The sequence below is a fragment of the Komagataeibacter medellinensis NBRC 3288 genome, assembly GCF_000182745.2.
Taxonomy (GTDB): domain Bacteria; phylum Pseudomonadota; class Alphaproteobacteria; order Acetobacterales; family Acetobacteraceae; genus Komagataeibacter; species Komagataeibacter medellinensis.
Genome location: NC_016027.1, coordinates 2,284,923 through 2,304,453, shown reverse-complemented (window position 1 = coordinate 2,304,453; position 19,531 = coordinate 2,284,923). Strand labels below are relative to the sequence as shown.

The window sequence follows — 19,531 nt, the reverse complement described above, 5'->3', positions numbered from 1 at the left end:
GGCAGGCGGGGAAGGTGGTACGCGCTGATCCTCTTTCCAACTGACAGTAGACAACTCATTTCCTGGACCCGAGGTCCACAGGATACCCAATCATGCGCGCATTCCACGGACAGATGTCCGATAACCAGCCGATCCGTCGCACACTTGCCGAAAAGCAGAAGCAACTGCGCGACCTGCGCGAGACGCTGGCCTCCATGAAATCGCATACCGCCCCCACTCTCCGCGAAAGCGTGCAGAAGCGCATCCGCCAGCTTGAAAGCGAAGTGAGTGCGGCCCCGGCACTCAAGGCCGATGAACGGCGCGGCCCCTCTGGCGGCAACACTGCCGAGCGCCCACGCAACCCGCGCAGGCGGCCCGAACGCGGGATCTGATACATCCCCTGCTACAGGAAAGGCCGGACCCTTGGTTCCGGCCTTTTTTCATACCTAGTGTCATGACGGGCGCTTGAGCGGGGATCGCCTGTTTTCAGGAACGCGGCATTCCCTGAAGCTTTTTGAAAAAAGCTTCACCAAAAACTTCCGTACGATCTGTTTTTCACAATACCCTTACTGACGGGGTACGGCCACGAATGCAAAGCGGGCCTGCTGTTGCCAGCAGGCCCGCTTTTTACGGACTATCCGAGGATGGTCTGCATAATGTTCGGGAAAATCAGTGTCCCAGCGTCACTTCCTCTGCAATGTCACCGCGCGCTGCGGCTTCATTCAGATGGCGGCGCGCTTCAGGCGAGACAGTCAGCACCAGCGTCATCACGGCGGAAGCGACATACAGGCCGGAGAAGATCCAGATGATCCCCTCGATCCCACGCCAGGATTCGAACCACGTCACGATGGCCGGGCCAACCCATGTGCTGGCACCCGCGCCCAGGCCCAAAGCGGACAGGGCAGCCGCCTTTTCCTTCGGGCAAATCTGCGGCACCAGGCCGGACAGCGGCACGAAGGCAGCGATGGTCGCCCCATACAGCGCGCCCATGGCGGCAGCGATGCCAAAGTTGCCGGGGAACATCTGCGGCACGTAGTAGAACAGCGGCACCGTGATCGCGGCACCAATGCAGCCAAACAGGGCAACCACGGTGCGATGGCCCAGACGGTCCGCCGTAATACCGGACACCAGGTTCACCAGAATGTTCGACAGGAAGATGATGGAAAGCAGTTGCAGCCACTGCGACAGCGAGAAGCCGATGACCTTCGTGAAGAACGCCGGCATGATCACCAGGAACGCATATTCGGACGACGTATTGATGGTACGCACGATCATGGCCACGAACGTCTTGGGCTCACGCCACAGGATGCTGATCGAGCTGAAGAAAATCATGCCGGGCTTCGTACCAACGGGGGCAAGGCGCCTGGAACCGATTGGCTCCCGCGTCATGAGCAGCGCCAGCAGGCCACCGAACATGACCAGACCCAGCGAAGACCAGAACGTTGCCATCTCGCCGATCAGCGGAATGGAGAAGCTGGCGAACAGCGAACCCAGCGTGGGCAGGCCGCCGGAGAAGGCGAACCAGAACCACCCTGCGGCCGAGCCAAGCTGACGCGGTGGCGTTGCGGCCGCGATCCACACCAGGAAGCCGTAGGTGAACAGCGGGTAGCCGAAACCACGCATGGTGTAGGCCGCCAGCATGATGGGATAGCTGTTGACCGCCACGCCAAAGGTCAGGAACAGAATTTCGAACACACCCCAGATGGCAAGGCCGATCCACATGACCCGCTTGGGGCCCCACAGGTCAGACAGCGGCCCCGATGCCCATGAGGACAGCGAGACAGTCACGCCATAGATGGTAAACAGAAGGGCTGTGTCGCGCGATGAAATGCCCTGGCCTTCAAGATAGGGGGCAAGGTAGCCGGCTTCGACACCATCGCCGATCATGAAGAACAGCAGGCCCACGAACCCCCAGAACAAGGGTGCGGGAATGCCCAGCCGGTCAGCAAGGGACGTTGATTCGGACAGATTGTCTGTCTGTTTCAAGGGGAGATACTCCTCTTTCACAGGCAGCCGACACGAAGTTGAGGGGCTCCACCTCATTGCGGAGCGTCGATGCAGGCTGCGTCCGCACAGTCCGGCTTTCCGGAAACACCAGTGCGGAACCTCAGTTTCAACAGGGTCGGGCGTGCAATCACCCGGACCGGCTACAGAATGCGGAAACGGCGATGGCCCCAGCGCCAAAACGCCAGCGCATGGTGCCTGGCAAACCTGCTTCCTCAGACATGTTACCGGCCAGAATTGGCAATCCGGCAGGAAAATCCACCTTCAGGTGAAACTTTCATAACAATATGATGAAAAAACACCTGATCGTACGCAACAGAGCGGCACAATCACGTGATCTTCCGTCACCAGACAGACCAGAATTTGGCTAAATATACAAAATCGTTGCGATTCCGAACGATTTCACAATAATGAGATAGTTTCCAACCTCCGCCAAAGCACGAAAAATATATTCAACTTGGATAATCTATACTGCAAGACTGGCGTAAGTGTAAGGGAATTTTCAAATTTTTGGCACGATTTGGATTTTTTCCTGATTATATAAGGATTTTTAAGGACGTATTTTTATGCATACGGAGCATGCATCGCCCAGACAGGCCATCTTTCGCGCAACCGTGGTTCCTGCCATAGTCGGCACCCCGCCTCTGCCGCACGGTCGGGCACCCGCCCGCGTGCGGGCCAGGCCCCGCCTGCGGCATCCACCCATGCCGAACATGGACAAACGGAACGGTCACGGTGAACATCAACCTGTCTCTACGCCTCGCCGCACTGCCGGTTGCATTGCTGCTCTCACCCGCGCTGCTGAGTGCTACGGCCCATGGCCAGAGCCTGGCCACACAGAAGGTACAGCGCGCGATGGATGTGCTGCGCCTCAAGCCGGACCTGGCCAGCAAGCCCTGCCTGGACAAGCTTGATGACCTACACAAGATGGAAAAGGTGATCGAGGAGGCCAGTGAGCAGGCACACAACCCCAACCTGTCACTGGCGCATGACGTGATGGAATCGGATTATGAGGACGCAACAGAGTCCTGCGTACCCGATGCAGCCAAGCTGTGCGCCAATCCCGGCAAACTCGCCAGCAGCAACCAGAAAAAACTGTGCGACGCGCTGGATTCGATCATGTCAGTGGACGGGTCTGATGAAGGGGAAGAAGCCGTCACCGCCCCGCAGGGCACCTCCTCCGACTGACGGGGACAGGCACGCGCATCCTGGCCAGGGCCAGGAAACACAGCAGTGATGAAAATAATAAAATTTTTTGGGTATCGCCTTTTTCCAAAAAGGCGACATTCCCTGAATTTTCCGGGAAAAGACTTACCGGAAAATGCGCCCTGTTCCCCAGCCTCTCAGGCTGTCAGGGCAAGCGCGCAAGCAGTTGCAACCCCTCCGCATTGCCCAGTACGGCTGATTTCTCTGCGCGGTTGAGTTCGCGCACGGCAGTGGCCAGGTCTGGCGCCTCACGCACCTTAAGCAGCCCGACCAGAAGTGCAGGATTGATCGGGCCACCCGGCCGGCGCGGCGGTGGCAGCATGATTTCATGTACCCTGAGCAGCCCCGTGCGCGCCCGCAGGGCGGCAATGGCTTCCTGCACGGGGTGGCCAGCCATCTGGCCCATATAAGCTACGGCCGCCGAGAGCACGGCAGGGGGGGCCGTCTCCTCGGGGATCAGCAGCAGGCGCGCGCGCCGGAAGGCCTGCCCCACGGCAGCGCTACCCGTCAGCACCGCCAGCGGAATGGCGCAGACCAGCCCCAGAGTGACCGGCAGCATCCACAAAAACAGCGGTAGCGAGACACTCCACGCAGCCCCCGCCAGCATCAGGCCCAGTACGGTATGGAGCATGTACAGCCGCACGTTCTGTGCAATCTGGAGTCCCCCCGCATCACGCCGCTGGGCATTCCAGCCGGAATCACGACCCAGCAGGATCGACAGCACGCCACCGGTCTGGATCAGCATGGCGATAGGCGCCAGCAGGCCACCCACCACCGTTTCAACCAGTATGGAGGCCCCCGCCGCGATCCCGCCCCCACAGCCGCGCCGCAGCGGGCCATCAACAAGCAGCAGGATGTAGGCCAGTACCTTGGGGGCCAGCAGCACGCCCATGGTGCCGATGAACATGTATTCCGCCTGCACCGGGTCAACATGCGGCCAGTGCGGATAGAGCAGCTTTGTATCACCGAAATATTCCGGTTTGTAAAAGCGGCTCTGCAATGACACGAGAATACCCACCAGCAGAAAGATCAGCCACAGCGGCGCCGTAACATAGGAGCCGATGCCCATGAGCATGTGCATACGGCTGACCCAGTGCAACCCGCGCGTTGAGACCACTTTGGCATGCTGGAGGTTGCCCTGGCACCACCGTCGGTCACGGATGGCGATATCGGTCAGTGAAGGCGGGCTTTCTTCATATGATCCGCTCAGGGCGGGCACCATATGAATGGCCCAGCCCCCCCGACGCATCAGGGCCGCCTCCACAAAGTCATGGCTCATGATCGCGCCGCCAAAGGGCTTGCGCCCCGGCAGGTGCGGCATGCCTGCCTGTTCGGCAAAGGCTGCGGTGCGGATGACTGCGTTATGCCCCCAGTAATTCCCTTCCGAGCCGTGCCACCAGGCAATGCCATGGGCAATCAGCGGCCCATACACACGGCCCGCGAACTGCTGCATGCGGGCAAACAGGGTGTGCCCGTTTACAATCACCGGTAGCGACTGGATCAACCCCACACCGGGATTATGCTCCATGGCTGAAGTCAGCCGCACGATCACGTCACCGGACATGACGCTGTCGGCATCAAGCGTGATCATCTGCTGGTAGGCCGCGCCATAAGTGCGCACCCACTCGCCTATGTTGCCCGCCTTGCGGTCGGTATTGGCCGCGCGCCTGCGGTAGAACAGTCGCCCGCCCCACCCCGTGGCGCGACACAGGGCCATATAGGCCGCCTCCTCTGCCACCCACACATCGGGATCGGTGGTGTCGGACAGGATGAAAACGTCAAACGCGCGCTCCTGCCGGGTGGCGGCAAGGCTGTCGATGGTGGCACGCAGGCCCGCCATGACACGACCGGGGTCCTCGTTATAGGTCGGCATGAGCAGCGCCGTGCGGGTCAACAGGCGTGGCAGCGAGCCGCCACGCGCAATACCAAGACCCAGCCCGCCACCAGCCAGCATGGAAAAAAAACCTGCTACGGCAGAGGTAAAGGCCAGCGCGATCCACATGAACAACAGGATGAACAGCACCAGCATCACCATACCCGCAACCGAGCGCTGTACGGCATTGAACACCAGGTCCATCTCGTAACCGGCAGCCCCGGTCATGGCCAGGGCGCCACCGATGACCAGCAGGCGGCGCAGGCCGATCAGCTGCCATTCGGTAGAGGGCACGCGCGCGCGGCCATGCAGGTCGGGTGCGTCCTCCAGCGCATGGACGGGCATCTCCAGCGGGGCTGGGCGCGGCAGCGCGCTCCAGCCCTGTGGCAGCCGCGTATCGGTCCCGGCATTGCCCGCAGGGGGCGGTTCGGATGGGGCGCTGGCCGCTACGGTGTCCATCGGTAGACCCATTCTTCCGATACGGGACCATTGTCATCTGCCAACACGCAGTTCAGTTCCGCCACCTTGGCATCGCCGGGTGCGAACTCGAACGTGCTGCGCCAACCATGGATGGGGGGTACCGGCTCGACCACCACATTGCGGATCTCACCTGCGGACGTACGGCATTGCAGGTGGAAATGCGGGTTGTCGGGCAGTTTGTCGAACGGCGTGCCGACAAAGTCGAGATCGAAGAAGCGGGTATGCGAATCATCAGTCGCCGCCCCCACGCGGGTGGCCACAATGCGGGCCAGCCTGGTGGGCCATGGCGTGTCCCACCCCCAGTACATGCGGTAGGTAAACACATATTCATGCCCTGCCGCCAGCGCCTCCTGCGGGCGCCAGAAGGAGACGATATTGTCGTTCACCTCATTGGGGGTGGGAATTTCCACCAGATCCACCGCACCGCTCCCCCAGTCCCCGATCGGCTCGATCCAGAGCGAGGGCCGTTTTTCATAGTTCAACGACACGTCCTCGAAATCAGTGAAGGCGCGCTTGCGCTGCATCAGGCCAAAGCCATGCGGCCTTACATCGCTGAAGGCAGAGAACTGCAGGTCGCGCGGGTTGCGCAGCGGCCGCCACAACTGCTGGCCGCTGCCGGTCCACATGGACAGGCCCTCGCTGTCATGGGCGGCGGGGCGCCAGTCATCCACGCGCGTGCGATCATTCGCATCGAAATAGAACATGCCGGTCAGGGGCGCGATGCCGGATTCCGCAATTGCCTTGCGCGGGTAGAGATAAGACTGGACATCAAAGACCGTTGTCTCGCCCGGCCGGATGGTAAAGCGGAACGCACCGGCCAGTGACGGGCTGTCCAGCAGGGCATGGATAACCACGCTGTCCACGCCTGCCTTGGGCTTTTCCAACCAGAAGGCGCGGAACAGGGCGAATTCTTCACCCGTCGGGTCGCCGGTGCCATCGGCAAAGCCACGCGCGGACAGCCCATAGGTCTGTCCCTTGGCCACGGCACGGAAATAGGAAGCGCCAAGAAAGACGCAGAACTCCTCCATCACACCCGGCGTGTTGATCGGCGCGCGCAGCCGCAGGCCCGCAAACCCGATATCCTCGCTCACGCGCAGGGCGGGATCGTTATAGGTGAACATGTCGGCATTGAAGGCGATGGGGCGCGACTGGCCATCAATCACCTCGTTCATATCGATCCGGGGTGCGTACAGATAGCCACGCGGAAAGAACTCGACATCAAAGCCCAGGTTCTCGCCATGCCACAGGGCCTGTTCGGAGCGGAAGGCAATGGAATTATACTGGTCGAAATTCAGGTTACGCAGTGCAGAAGGCAATGTCTGGGAAGGCGGCTGGTAAGGCTGCTGCGAGAGCTGGTGCGCCAGTGTGCGCACGGTTGCCGAATCAAAATTGGCGCTCTGTGCCGCGCGGGCAGTTCGCACGGGCACGGTACCGGCACCATACAGGACACCAAGTGCCGTTCCCGCCTTCATGAAATCACGTCGTAACACCGAATTAAACTCCAGTTTATTTCTTATTGGTCAGGCATCAGGAACACATCACGACCTGCCTGCGGGTACAGGGACCAGCACAATGACCGTGATCAGGGCGCCTCGTGGCTTTGTGAAGGCAGTGGTGAACACATGGACGCCAATGTCTCAAGCGGGCCGTGGGCAGCGTTACGGGTCGCCTGCTCGATCTCGCGGTACAGACGCAGCACTGCCTCCCCCTCCGCCGAGAGGCCGGCCCCGCCCCCACCGCCGGGGCGTGCGGCTACCAACGGGCGCACGAAGGCAGTGTTCATCGATTCAACCAGCAGCCATGCCCGCCGGTAGGACATGCCCATGGCCCGCGCAGCACCGGAAATGGAGCCCGTAGCCCCGATCTGTTCCAGCAACCGAATCTTGCCATGGCCGAGCAATGGCGTGCCATTGGCGTCCAGCCGTAATGTCAGACGCATTTCCGTCATGGTGTTTTATACTCCCGCCAGCAGCTATACCATTACCCCCTTCTACCGGAAACGATGTTATCTGGAACGGATTTTCCTATCATGAACGTCTCTATACCCCCGCCCGCAACACGGACAGACCCGCTTTTACCTGAATGGCGCCCCATGAATGCCGGGGACCTGGAGGCGGTCGTGGCGCTGGCAGGCCATCTGCACCCCGGCTGCCCCGAACGGACGGACGTGCTCGATGAACGCCGCAGGCTGTGCCCCGAAGGCTGCCTGATCCTGCCCGATGCGCAGGGAAAGGCTGGGGGATACATGCTTAGCCATCCCTGGCGGATGGCAACGCCCCCAGCGCTGGATACATACCTGCACCACCTGCCAGCACGGCCTGACTGCTGGTACCTGCATGACATAGCGATCCTTCCTGCCCTGCGCGGGCTGGGGGCCACGCATGCCGCATTACAAATCATGACACGTCTGGCATGCGCGCGCGCGCTGCGCTGGCTGGCACTGGTTGCAACCGAAGGCGCGGGGCCGGTCTGGGCGCATCTGGGCTTTACGCCCACACCCGGCATCCCACCCGCCATTACCGCCACCTACGGGGCGGATGCCTGCCCCATGCGCCGCGAGTTGACCAGCACATGAAGGGAGCACCCTTCAGCGCGGCAGGCTGGCCCTGACACCCTGATCACGGATAGCCCGGCGTGCGCGGACCACCGCTGCGTCCAATTCGGTCGTATCCATGTCCCGCCAGCCATCGAATGCAGGCAGGGCAAGACCGGCCGCAAGGTCATCGGCAGCGGCCAGCGCAATCTGGTCAGCATCCAGCGTGGGTTCGATGGGGCTGTAGGTTTCGCCACGCTCATCCCGGCCCCGCAGCATTTCCAGATAGGCCGCGATACCGAAGGCAATCCGCTCCAGATCATGCCCGCTGGTAAGTGAGCGGCGCACGGTGTCGGTCCAGAACACCTGCACCTTGGATGCGCCATCGCTACAGATACGCAACAGCGTATCGGCGACCGCCCGGTTGGAAAAACGGCTGAGCAGGCGCTGGCGGTAGGCATCAAGGTCAACGCCTGCGGGGGCATCGATCTGGGGTATGGCATCAAGAGTCCAGTAGGCGTTGGCGAAGCGCTCCAGATCCGCGTCCTCCACCGTTTCGTGCGCATAGCGATAGCCCAGTAGCAGCCCCAGAGCGCCCAGCAGAATGTGCGATGCATTGAGCATGCGCACCTTCACCTGCTCGTAGCCCGCCACGTCATCAACGAACTGCACCCCCGCCTTTTCCAGCGCGGGGCGACCGTTGCAGAATTTGTCCTCCAGCACCCACTGGCTGAAATCCTCGGCCAGAACGGGCAGGTCATCGTCCAGTCCGCTGGCTTCATTCAGCGCGTTGCGGGTGGCCGTATCCACACCGGGGGTAATGCGGTCCACCATGGAACAGGGGAAGGTGACATTGGCCTCGATCCACGCAGCCAGGTCCGGGGCCAGCGCGCGGGCGTAGCCCACGAAGGCTGTATGAGCGATATGACCATTGCTGCGCAGGTTGTCGCACGACATGACGGTAAACGCTGGCACCCCGGCCTCGCGCCTGCGGCGCAGGCCCTCCACTACATAACCAAACACGGTGGCGGGACGGCGCGGATTGGCCAGATCGGCCTGAACGGCTGGCGTATCGAGCCGAAATTCCCCGGTTTTCTCATCAATATTGTAGCCACCTTCCGTGATCGTCATGCTCACGATCCGGGTTTCGGGGTCAGCCAGGCGGCGCAGCACGGCTTCGGGGTCGGCGGGGGCGAGCAGGTATTCACGCAGCGCCCCGATGATGGAGACCGTGCGTGCGCCATCGGCCGCGACCTCGGTCAGGGAATACAGGCCGTCCTGCTGCTGGAATGCACGGGCCTTGGCAGCACCCCGGCTGCCGCCATTCAGCCCTACGCCCGCAATACCCCAGCCGGACTGGCCGGGCAGAGCCAGGCACTGGTCCACATACCATGCCTCATGCGCGCGAAAGAAGTTCCCAACACCGAAGTGGACAATCCCTACACTCACATCTTCCCGTCTATACTGTGGTGCCCGAATGTTGGTGGGAAGGTGGTTGAGGGTGGTTTCCTTCAGCATGGTATCTCCTGCACTGTGTTACCCTGGCCGCTCCATCTACCGCTCAACGCTGTTGCCCGGCGTAATGGGCACGAACGCGGTCTCGGCCAGCACCGGATGGGCCACGAGCGGGAATGGCCCGTCATCCGTCTGCCCATCCGACCATATGTTGCGTATGGCCAGTCGCATGTCGGCATGCAACAGGCCGATGGCAAAACGCATGACGGGGGTCCAATGTTCCCCCGGCGGCTGCAACTGGTCCAGGATCACGCACATATCATCATCCGCCACCGACCTGCCGCGCCGGGTGGCAGCCAGTTGGTCGCAGCGCGTGGCCATCTGGCCCAGCACCTTGACCAGCATGTCGCGCTCATCGGCAAGGGTATCGCCCATGCGGGCGGTTTCGCCCTCCACTGCCGCGCGACCAATGAAAATGGCATCCGAACGGATCCGCCGCAAAAGCCCCGGCAGGCGCGCCACCAGCGGATCATGCCGCGCAAGCGATGTGGGATGTTCGACCTCGGCTTCCTGCACGCCGTCATTAATATCCTGCAGCAGGGAGCGGCACATCCCGTCCACCGTGGCCAGCGCATCGTGGTCGGGGTGCTGGTGCAGCGCCCCAGCCACGAAATCGGCCAGGCGGCGCAGCAGGCTTGCGGCATTGGCAAGCACTTCGCGTCGCGCCTCGTTGCGCAGCACGAAAAAAGAGACAGCGAACGACACCACAACGCCGGTCATGATCGAGGCGATACGCTGCAGCGGCCTTGAAAACGGCTCCCCCGTGGCCGGAAACAGCAGCACGACCATTAGCGTGACAATGGCCACCCGCATCTTGGGCCGCAGGGCCACCAACACCGCCAACGGCATGAGCATGACCCAGAACACCATGCCAACCGAAAGCGCGTACCACTGCTCAAGCGCAATGGCGGACATGCCTGCCGCAGCCCCGATCAGCGTGCCCACGATCTGCTCACGCCCGGTGGAAAGCGTCTGGGTAAGCCGGGTCTGGGTTATGACGATGACCGATGTGATCAGCGCCCAGACCGGTTCATCCAGATGGATGATGGTGGCGACAATGCCCGACAGGATGAGCGAGACGTTCATCCGCACGACCTGCCGCCACGTACCCCGTCGCGTAATGGAAAGCAGCAGGTTCTTCAGCCGTTCATGCATACGGCTCAGTGCCCGCTACCTTCCGGCAGGGGAAAGGGCACCCAGCGCAGGCCATCGGCATTCTGCACCAGAAACAGTACGGTCTTGCGGTGCTGGGTGCGGGCCGCATCAAGCTGGCGGCGCAGGTCAGTGGGCGTATTGACGGCGGCCTGCTGCACTTCGGTCACCACATCACCGGGGCGCAGGCCACGCTCGGCGGCCGGGCTGTCATCGGTCACACCGGTTACCAGCACGCCCTTCTGCCCCTCGGCCATGTTGTATTTCTGGCGTGCAATGTCATCGATCTCGCCCACCGTAAAGCCCATACCTGCCACGGTCATGCTACCCTGTGCCGGGTTCTTTGCCGCCGGGTGGGCATTGTCGGCCTTGTCGGTCTTTTCCTCGGGCAGGGCACCGATGGTGATGTTGATGTTCATCTGCTGGCCCTTGCGCCAGATACCCAGGTGGGCCACGCTGCCACCCGCCAATTCGGCCACAAGGCGCGGCAGGGCACGACCATCTATATCCTTGCCGTTCAGGCTCTGGATCACGTCGCCGGTCTGCAGGTGGGCGTTTGCGGCCGGGCCCTTGGGCTCGACGCCTGCGATCAGCGCGCCATGGGCGCTTTTCAGGCCAAGGCCATCGGCAATTTCCTGCGTCACGTCCTGAATCCGCACACCAATCCACCCGCGCGTGACCCGGCCGTGCTGGCGCAGTTGGGCAATGATGCCCTGCGCTTCGGCCGAGGGGATGGAAAAGCCGATGCCGATCGACCCGCCCGAGGGCGAGAAGATAGCGGTATTGATGCCGATCACCTCACCATGCAGGTTGAACAACGGCCCGCCGGAATTGCCCTTGTTGATGGGCGCATCGGTCTGGATGAAGTCATCATACGGCCCCTGCTCGATATTGCGCCCGCGCGAGGAGACGATACCCGCCGTAACCGTGCCCGACAGGCCAAACGGGTTGCCGATCGCCAGCACCCAGTCACCTACGCGGGCAGTGTCGCTATCGCCAAAGGGCACGGCAGGCAGTGGCTTGGGGCTGTCCACCTTCAGCACGGCAAGGTCGGTGCGGTCGTCATGGCCCAACAGGCGGGCCTTGAGCACGGTATTGTCCTGTAGCGTGATGGTGATCTGGTCGGCATGGCGGACAACGTGGTTGTTGGTCACGATCACGCCTGAAGGGTCGATGATGAAACCCGAGCCCAGCGCCTGCATCTTGCGCGGGGGCGCGTTGGGACTGTCCTGGCGGTTCATGAAATCGTGGAAGAATTTCTCGAACGGCGAGCCTTCGGGGAAATTGGGCACCTGCGGCGTGTTGTCGCCGTCATCCCCATCATCGCCATCCTCTTCGCCGGGGCGGACCATCTCGGTGGTGGAGACATTGACCACGGCGGGCAGCAACCTTGCCGCAAGGTCGGCAAAGCTGTCGGGCATGTTGCGCCCCTCACCGGGCAGGTGCATCGGCGTTGCGGCGGCCGGTGCTGGCGCGGGTGCCGGGTCGGCCGCCTGCGCGACATGCCCCCCCAGCGCCGTGGCCAGCCCTACGGCAAGGCAGGATCGGGAAAATGCAGCGACACGAAGGGACATGGGGCTCATATATCCTGCTGAACGGGATCGGGACGGAGCACCTATATCACGCCCTTCATGTACGCGGAAACCGCCACGTCAGTTCCGGCACAGCGGCACACCCGGCGGCACCGCGCCACCGTGGGCGGGCCGTGACTGGCGCGCGGCCTGGCGGGCACGCTCGCGGTTACGCGCAACGCCCAGCAGCACGACAAACCCCACCACATTGACCACAACCTGCATGGTCCAGCCGGTGCCGAAACTGGTCAGCGCCAGGCGCGCATACAGGTCGATCAGGGTGCCGGCGGTAAAGATTTCCAGCGAATGGCGACCGAACAGCGCCATGAGCTGGCCGCCCCTTGTCGCGGCCAGCGCCGTTGCCCGCCCCGATGACTGGACAAGGTAGAACAGCGCCAGCACATCAAGCAGCCGCCATGGCGAGAGGATCATCTTGTCCGGCACCGCCATGGCCAGCAGCCGCAGGTCCGCCAGCCCCCAGTCCGTCCATGGAAAGGACTGCACGGCGGAAAACGCCAGATACCCCCCACACACCCACGCCAGCCCCGGCACACGCGGCAGGCTGCCCCCGTGCTGTCCCGCAACACGGGCTGCGCACACCCCCAATACAAACAGGAACTGCCAGGCCAGCGGGTCGAAATACCAGCCATCAGGGTCCAGCCAGTTGGGAAAGTTCAGCCGCGGGTCAAAATTGACCACCAGCCACACCGTAGCGCTAAGACCCAGCACCACCGGCGTGCCCACGCCGCGCAGCAGCACGAACAGCGGCCCAAAGCCGAGCAGTAGCACGATATAGAGCGGCAGGATATTCAGGTTGCCCGGCAACGCCTGCAGCGAGAGCACCCGCCACGCCGCATCAAGCCCGTGCGCCAGTTCCGGCTCAAGAAAATCAACCGGCACCGGCCAGAAATGCCGCCATATGCGGATGGTGGCGATGCACACGACCACCATCACCATCTGGTACACATAAAGCTGCCAGCACCGCCGCCCGATCCGCCCCAGTACCGTACCCGCCGGCTTCTTGCCAAAGGCCCGCCCGTAGGCCAGCCATGAAGCATAGCCCGCCAGCAGCACGAACACCTCCGCCGCATCGGCAAAGCCTATGTTGCGCATGGTAAAGCGGTTGAGCACATCCTGTGGAATATGGTCGATACACATCATGAGCAGTGCCATGCCCCGCAGTGCATCGATTCTGTGGTCACGCCGGTGGGGTGCCTGTGGCAGAGGGGAATTACCCATAATGGTTCCGTAATGATCCTGTCGGCAAGAATGATGCAGTCCCGGTCCGGAACCTGCGGGGCTGTCTGCCCAGCGTAAAGCAGCAAAACTGCCCGAAAGCCATTCCCACCGGGCAGGGATGCCCCGCAGGAGCAGCATGGCGGCGAGGTTTTCGTTTCATGACTCGACCACCCTGCCCCCCGCCTTCTATACCCGCATGGGCGCCAGAACAGGGAGTGCATGACAATGACCAGCACCGAGCGGACAACCCCCGAGCGGACAACAATAGAAAACGTGCTGCGGCACGTCCGTACACCCGATGGCGCAGCCTGCGTGGCCGACCTGGGCAGGCTGGATGCCTTCATGGTGCGCGATGGCGTGCTGCATGTGGCCATCGCGACCGAACGCAGCCACGCGCAGCGCTTGCAAGCACTCCTGCCCGAACTTGAACAGGCCCTTGCCCACGCAGTTCCCGGCAGCACGGGTGCCAGCGTGATCCTGACCGCGCACCGCGCCACCCCGGCGCCTGCACCAGCACCCGCCGCACCGGCTCCCGCGGGCGGCGGTCACCGCCCGCTCAACCTGGGTGGTGGCGCGCCCAAAACTGCCACTGGTCCGCTGCCTGCTGGCGTGGGTGTGGTCATTGCCGTGGCATCGGGCAAGGGGGGGGTGGGCAAGTCCACCACCGCCGTAAACCTTGCCGTGGGACTGGGGCTGGAAGGACTGAAGGTCGGCCTGATGGATGCGGACGTGCACGGCCCCTCCCTGCCGCGCATGATGGGCATGGGCGATCAGCCCGAAGTGCGGGACAGCCGCCTGATCCCACCGCATAAATGGGGCATCAGCGCCATGTCGATCGGCATGCTGGTGGATGAGGGCAAGGCCATGATCTGGCGCGGGCCAATGGTCATGGGGGCGATCAACCAGCTGCTGGGTGATGTGGACTGGGGTGCGCTGGACGTGCTGGTGGTGGACATGCCACCCGGCACGGGTGATGCGCAGCTGACTCTGGCGCAGAAGACCGCGCTGGCTGGTGCCGTGATCGTCTCCACCCCACAGGACATTGCCCTGCTGGATGCCCGGCGCGGCATTGCCATGTTCGAGAAGATGAACGTGCCGGTACTGGGCATGGTGGAGAACATGTCATATTTCTGCTGCCCCAACTGCAACCATCGTACCGAACTGTTCGGCCATGGTGGCGCACGGGCGGAAGCAGAAAAGATGGGCGTGCCCTTCCTGGGTGAGATCCCGCTGCTGGCCGATATCCGCGCCAGCGCCGATGCGGGTGCGCCCATTGTCATCGCCGCCCCCGACAGTGCGGCAGGCCAGGCCTATCGCGCGCTGGCGCATACCGTGGCGGGCGCTTTGCGCCGACTGCTGGATAAGAAGTCCAAAACCGCTACCGAAAAAAGATAAAAGTTTTTGGGTGCCGCCTTTTTTCAAAAAGGCGGTGTTCCTTGAAGCTTTTTAAAAAGGCTTCGTCAAAAACTTCTTTATGTTTTAGTGGCTTACAGCTTCCGGTCGCGCTTGATGCGGTCCCAAGCCGCATTAATCCGGGCAATGCGGGCAGCACCCTGCGCTTGCTGGGCAGGGGTGGCGCCCCGCGCGCTCAACACATCGGGGTGGTGTTCGCGCACAAGGCGGCGCCAGACCACGCGCACTTCTTCATCGCTGGTGTCACGGGCGACACCCAGCACGGCATAGGCATCCACCTCGCTCACACCGGGGCGGGCACCGCCATCGCGCGCGCGGTCCCATGCACCGGGGCTGAGATTGAAGGCCTTGTGCACCCCGCGCAGGAAAGATTCCTCCTGCGCGTTGATCTCACCATCGGCACGCGCAATCACAAACAGGGAGGCCAGCGCCTCCTCCAGCATGCCAGTCTTGTTGGCAAACGCACGACCCAGTTCGGTGGCAAACGCCCTGTAGTCGTCCGTGCGCTGGCGCGCGCTGTCAAACAGGCGGCCAACTTCCTTCATGTTCTCAGGTGGCAGGTTGAAGCGGCGCTTGAAGGCATCGATCTCGGCCCGGTTCACCGCGCCATCGCACTTGGCCACCTTGGCGGACAGGATGATGATGACAAGCCCATACAGCTGGTCACGCTTGCCCATGGCCGCCGCCATCTTGGCGGCCATGAAGGTGGCGGCCCCGTTGGGGTCGGCATTGAGCCGGGGGCCCCAGCGGTCGGTCCAGCCGCCTACCGGGGTTTCAAGCAGGGAACCCTTGTCCGCCGCATGCCCCAGCGCCGTGCCCACAACGGCGCCCATGGGGCCGCCAACCGCGAACCCCGCCACGCCACCAAAAAGTTTACCCCAGATTGCCATGCCCCACTGCTAGCACGGATGGGCATTCAACCCAACCAATCTTCCCTGTTGGTACCAGCCATTTCCGGCAGGTCAGGCATCCATTCGCGCAATGCCTCCACCCGCAGGGCCGAGGCCAGCGGGCGATCAGGCGGGCGGGCACCATCCACCTGCGCCACAAGCCCCACCAGCGTGAGGCCACGCGTTTGCGCAATCAGGTGCAGGGCACACCAGAACTCCGGCTCAAGAGCCACGCTGGTGCGGTGGCCCGACAGGTTTAGGCTGCGCTTGCGCAACAGGCGCGCGCCACGCTGGGTGGGCAGCGGCAGGGGACCGGGCGTGCTCATCGGGGCAGGCGCGCCACCGCCCATTGCGCCGCCTCCGCCACCACAGGGTCGGGATCGGCGCACAGGGCGGCAGCGGCGGGACGCAGGGCGGCCTGCCCGCTATTGCCAATGGCCACCGCCACGTTGCGCACGAAGCGGTCCCGCCCGATCCGCTTGACGGGCGAGCCGGAAAAGCGGCTGCGGAAGCCCCTGTCATCCAGCGCCGCCAGTTCATGTAGCGCAGGCGCGCGCAGATCCTCCCGCGCGGCCAGCTTCATGTGTCGGGTGGCCTGTGCAAAACGGTTCCACGGACAGGCGGCAAGGCAGTCATCACAGCCATAGATGCGGTTGCCCATGGCGGGACGGAACGCGTGAGGGATCGGCCCGCGGTTCTCGATGGTCAGGTAGGACAGACACCGCCGCGCATCCATCACGCCAGGTGCGGGAAACGCATCGGTCGGGCACGCCACGAGACAGCGCGTGCAGGTGCCACACCCCCCGCCCGAAGGCGCGGATTGCGGCAGGTCCAGCGTGGTATAGATCTCGCCCAGAAACAGCCAGCTGCCATGCTGGCGCGAAACCAGCGAGGTATGCTTGCCCTGCCAGCCCAGGCCCGCATTCTGCGCCAGCGGCTTTTCCATGACCGGGGCGGTATCGACAAACACCTTCACTTCCGCCCCATCATAGCCCTGCCTGCGTCCTGCATTGACCACAAACTGTGCCAGGTGCTTGAGCATGCCCTTGACCACATCATGATAATCGCGATTACGGGCATAGACGGAGATGTTGCCTGCATCGGGCACGCGGGTCGTGGCCAGCGGGTCGCCTTCAGGCGCGTAGTTCAGGCCAAGGGCAATCACACTACGCACCTCGGGCCACAGGCCACGCGGATCACCACGCTGTTCCATGCGCTGGGCCATCCAGCCCATGCTGCCGGCAAACCCGTTTTCCACAAATGCCGCAAGGCGGGCGCGGGCGCCATCATCCAGCCGGGCCGGGGCAAAGCCCACCGCGTCAAACCCCAGCGTGCGCGCGTGCTCCGCAATGCGCGCGGCAAGGGCTGCGGGACCAGCGGCCGCGCGCGCCATCAGGGCACCGGTGGAAAGTCGGGATAGGGCATTTCATCACCGCTCCAGTCATCCATCGCCCACTGCGTACGCAGGTGCTCGGCATGGGCTGCGAACGTGCCATCGACAATGGTCGCCCGCATCCCGCGCATCAGGCACTGGTAATAGGCAAGATTATGCCATGTCAGCAGCATGGGACCGAGGATTTCATTGGCACGGAACAGGTGGTGCAGGTAGGCGCGGCTATGGCGCGAGCAGGCCAGGCAGTCGCAATGTGGCGAAATGGGCCGCGAATCGGTGGCATGGCGGGCATTGCGCAAGTTGAGCGTACCACGCTCGGTATAGGCGCGTGCCGTACGCCCCGCCCGCGTGGGCATGACACAGTCGAACATGTCCACGCCACGTTCCACCGCACCCAGCAGGTCATCTGGCGTGCCGACACCCATCAGGTAGCGCGGGCTGGCATCGGGAATCAGTGGCACGGTGGAATCGAGGGTGGCGAACATGAGTTCCTGCCCTTCGCCCACCGCAAGGCCGCCGATGGCGTAACCCTCAAACCCGATTCCGGTCAGCGCCCTGACGCTCTCGGCCCGCAGTTCCGGCTCGGTCCCGCCCTGGATGATGCCATACTGCGCGTAGCCGGGGCGCTGGATGAACGCGGTGCGGCAACGCTCGGCCCAGCGCATGGACATGCGCATGGATCTTGCAATCACCTCGGGGGCGGCGGGCAGCGCGGGACATTCGTCAAAACACATGCTGATGGTGGCATCGAGCGCGTGCTGGATATCGGTCGAACGCTCGGGCGTCAGGCGGTGTTTTGATCCATCAATATGCGAGCGAAAGGTCACGCCATCGGGGTCCAGCTTGCGCAGCGGGCCGAGTGACATGACCTGGAACCCGCCCGAATCGGTCAGGATCGGGCCGGGCCAGTCCATGAAGCGGTGCAGGCCACCCAGCGCACGCACCCGCTCCGCCCCCGGACGCAGCATGAGGTGATAGGTATTGCCCAGCACGATTCCCGCCCCCGTGGCGCGCACGCTGTCCATCGTCATGGCCTTGACGGTGCCGACCGTGCCCACAGGCATGAAGGTGGGGGTCGCCACGCTACCATGCGCGGTATCGAGCCAGCCCGCGCGGGCATGGCCATTGCGGGCTTCGGGCCGCCAGCGGAATGCGGTCATGGCAGGTCTCCCTCACTGCGATGCAGCAGGCAGGCATCGCCATACGAATAGAAACGGTAGCCCTGCGCCATGGCATGGGCATAGGCCGCCTGCATGCGGTGGTAGCCGCCAAAAGCGCAGACCAGCATGAACAGCGTGGAGCGCGGCAGGTGGAAATTGGTCAGTAGCATGTCCACCGCACGGAAACGGTAGCCGGGCTTGATAAAAATGGCGGTCTCGCCATGGAAGGGATGCACGATGCCGTGCTCATCCGTCGCACTTTCCAGAAGACGCAGCGACGTGGTGCCCACGGCAACGATCCGCCCCCCCGCTGCGCGCGCCGCATTGATGCGCTGGGCAGCATGCGCGGTGATGGTGCCGCGTTCGGCATGCATGTGGTGGGCAGAGATCTGCTCGCTGCGCATGGGCAGGAAGGTGCCCGCCCCCACATGGAGCGTAAGCGTCTGGCGCAGCACACCAGCACGCTCCAGCCCGGCCAGCAGACCGGGTGTAAAGTGCAGTCCCGCCGTGGGGGCGGCTACCGCACCGCGATGTTGGGCGAAGATGGTGGCGTAGTCCTTGCGGTCCTGTTCGGTCGGACCTTCGGGGCGGGCAATGTAGGGTGGCAGCGCAAGCTGGCCCGCATCATGCAAGAACTGGTCGAACGCTGGCCCTTCCACGCTGAAGCGCAGGGTCACGTCACCCGCATCCCCGCGTGCGATGACTTCTGCCGTGACCGGGCTTGCGCCAAATGTCAGCGTATCACCGGGGTGCAGGCGGCGGGCGTTGCGGGCCAGCACATGCCACGTGCCATCGGGCAGGATACGGTCGAGCGTGATGCCGACCTTCGCCACCCCCCGCATGGCCGAGAGCTGGGCGGGAATGACCGCCGTATCATTGGCGACCAGAATGTCACCCGCGCGCAGGCAGCCCGGCAGGTCGCGCACATGGCGGTCCATGACCGGGCCATTCACCGGCACATCGAGCAGCCGCGCACTGTCACGCGGGCGGGCCGGGTGGTCGGCTATCCGGTCGGGAGGCAGGGTGAAGTCGAAATCAGAAACCAGGTCCGTCATGCGGCTCCCTTTACGGAATCCCCACCGCTCTTGCCAGCCCGAACTGCGCGGGTGGCCCGCATACCGCC

General features: G+C 63.4%; 17 protein-coding genes. 4 read left to right on the top strand and 13 right to left on the bottom strand.

Annotated elements, in window-relative coordinates; genetic code table 11:
• The first annotated feature begins 92 nt into the window (after positions 1–92).
• Positions 93–371, top strand: coding sequence for a hypothetical protein (locus GLX_RS10750; protein ID WP_014105995.1), 279 nt, complete (start codon positions 93–95; stop codon positions 369–371).
• A gap of 277 nt (positions 372–648) precedes the next feature.
• On the opposite strand, the gene GLX_RS10745 is transcribed toward GLX_RS10750, so the two are convergent.
• Complete coding sequence (locus GLX_RS10745) at positions 649–1,965, bottom strand: MFS transporter (protein WP_041247366.1); 1,317 nt, start codon at positions 1,963–1,965, stop codon at positions 649–651.
• Between the two features lie 753 nt (positions 1,966–2,718).
• Between GLX_RS10745 and GLX_RS10740 the strand changes: the two genes are divergently transcribed.
• Positions 2,719–3,171: a hypothetical protein gene (locus tag GLX_RS10740; protein ID WP_014105993.1), complete on the top strand. Its 453-nt coding sequence runs from the start codon at positions 2,719–2,721 to the stop codon at positions 3,169–3,171.
• Positions 3,172–3,334: 163 nt separating this feature from the next.
• On the opposite strand, the gene mdoH is transcribed toward GLX_RS10740, so the two are convergent.
• From mdoH to GLX_RS10725, 3 genes are all read right to left on the bottom strand, one after another.
• Positions 3,335–5,521: a glucans biosynthesis glucosyltransferase MdoH gene (mdoH, locus tag GLX_RS10735; protein ID WP_014105992.1), complete on the bottom strand. Its 2,187-nt coding sequence runs from the start codon at positions 5,519–5,521 to the stop codon at positions 3,335–3,337.
• Entirely contained in the window at positions 5,509–7,014 is a 1,506-nt protein-coding gene (locus tag GLX_RS10730; RefSeq protein ID WP_041247365.1) for a glucan biosynthesis protein, read from the bottom strand. Before GLX_RS10730 ends, mdoH begins: the two co-directional genes overlap by 13 nt.
• A gap of 110 nt (positions 7,015–7,124) precedes the next feature.
• Positions 7,125–7,490: a winged helix-turn-helix domain-containing protein gene (locus tag GLX_RS10725; protein WP_014105990.1), complete on the bottom strand. Its 366-nt coding sequence runs from the start codon at positions 7,488–7,490 to the stop codon at positions 7,125–7,127.
• Positions 7,491–7,571: 81 nt separating this feature from the next.
• Here GLX_RS10725 and GLX_RS10720 point away from each other — a divergent pair, with 81 nt between their 5' ends.
• On the top strand, positions 7,572–8,117 hold the full coding sequence (locus GLX_RS10720) for an N-acetyltransferase (RefSeq protein WP_050856119.1): 546 nt from the start codon (positions 7,572–7,574) through the stop codon (positions 8,115–8,117).
• Between the two features lie 12 nt (positions 8,118–8,129).
• Here GLX_RS10720 and GLX_RS10715 read toward each other — a convergent pair whose 3' ends face one another.
• The 4 genes from GLX_RS10715 to GLX_RS10700 all read right to left on the bottom strand — a co-directional run bounded on the left by GLX_RS10715 (position 8,130) and on the right by GLX_RS10700 (position 13,552).
• Complete coding sequence (locus GLX_RS10715; protein ID WP_014105988.1) at positions 8,130–9,593, bottom strand: mannitol dehydrogenase family protein; 1,464 nt, start codon at positions 9,591–9,593, stop codon at positions 8,130–8,132.
• 36 nt (positions 9,594–9,629) lie between these two features.
• Positions 9,630–10,745, bottom strand: a complete 1,116-nt coding sequence (locus tag GLX_RS10710) for an FUSC family protein (protein ID WP_014105987.1) — start codon at positions 10,743–10,745, stop codon at positions 9,630–9,632.
• Positions 10,746–10,750: 5 nt separating this feature from the next.
• Positions 10,751–12,316, bottom strand: coding sequence for a DegQ family serine endoprotease (locus GLX_RS10705; protein ID WP_041247363.1), 1,566 nt, complete (start codon positions 12,314–12,316; stop codon positions 10,751–10,753).
• Between the two features lie 78 nt (positions 12,317–12,394).
• A complete protein-coding gene (locus GLX_RS10700) occupies positions 12,395–13,552 on the bottom strand; it encodes an OpgC family protein (protein ID WP_041247362.1) in 1,158 nt (385 codons plus the stop codon).
• Between the two features lie 219 nt (positions 13,553–13,771).
• On the opposite strand from GLX_RS10700, the gene GLX_RS10695 reads away from it, so the two are divergent.
• Positions 13,772–14,947, top strand: coding sequence for an Mrp/NBP35 family ATP-binding protein (locus GLX_RS10695; protein WP_014105984.1), 1,176 nt, complete (start codon positions 13,772–13,774; stop codon positions 14,945–14,947).
• A 92-nt stretch (positions 14,948–15,039) separates the two neighbouring features.
• Here GLX_RS10695 and GLX_RS10690 read toward each other — a convergent pair whose 3' ends face one another.
• From GLX_RS10690 to queA, 5 genes are read right to left on the bottom strand one after another with little or no spacing between them, the layout of a single operon-like run.
• Entirely contained in the window at positions 15,040–15,855 is an 816-nt protein-coding gene (locus tag GLX_RS10690; RefSeq protein ID WP_014105983.1) for a TerB family tellurite resistance protein, read from the bottom strand.
• 26 nt (positions 15,856–15,881) lie between these two features.
• Positions 15,882–16,181, bottom strand: coding sequence for a ribbon-helix-helix domain-containing protein (locus tag GLX_RS10685; protein WP_014105982.1), 300 nt, complete (start codon positions 16,179–16,181; stop codon positions 15,882–15,884).
• The gene (gene queG, locus GLX_RS10680) at positions 16,178–17,248 is read right to left on the bottom strand and encodes a tRNA epoxyqueuosine(34) reductase QueG (protein WP_014105981.1); all 1,071 of its coding nucleotides are present in this window, start codon (positions 17,246–17,248) and stop codon (positions 16,178–16,180) included. The genes GLX_RS10685 and queG overlap by 4 nt, the downstream gene beginning before the upstream one ends.
• Positions 17,248–18,408, bottom strand: a complete 1,161-nt coding sequence (gene tgt / locus GLX_RS10675; protein WP_014105980.1) for a tRNA guanosine(34) transglycosylase Tgt — start codon at positions 18,406–18,408, stop codon at positions 17,248–17,250. Before tgt ends, queG begins: the two co-directional genes overlap by 1 nt.
• Positions 18,405–19,463, bottom strand: coding sequence for a tRNA preQ1(34) S-adenosylmethionine ribosyltransferase-isomerase QueA (gene queA, locus GLX_RS10670; RefSeq protein WP_014105979.1), 1,059 nt, complete (start codon positions 19,461–19,463; stop codon positions 18,405–18,407). Before queA ends, tgt begins: the two co-directional genes overlap by 4 nt.
• Positions 19,464–19,531 lie beyond the last annotated feature (68 nt).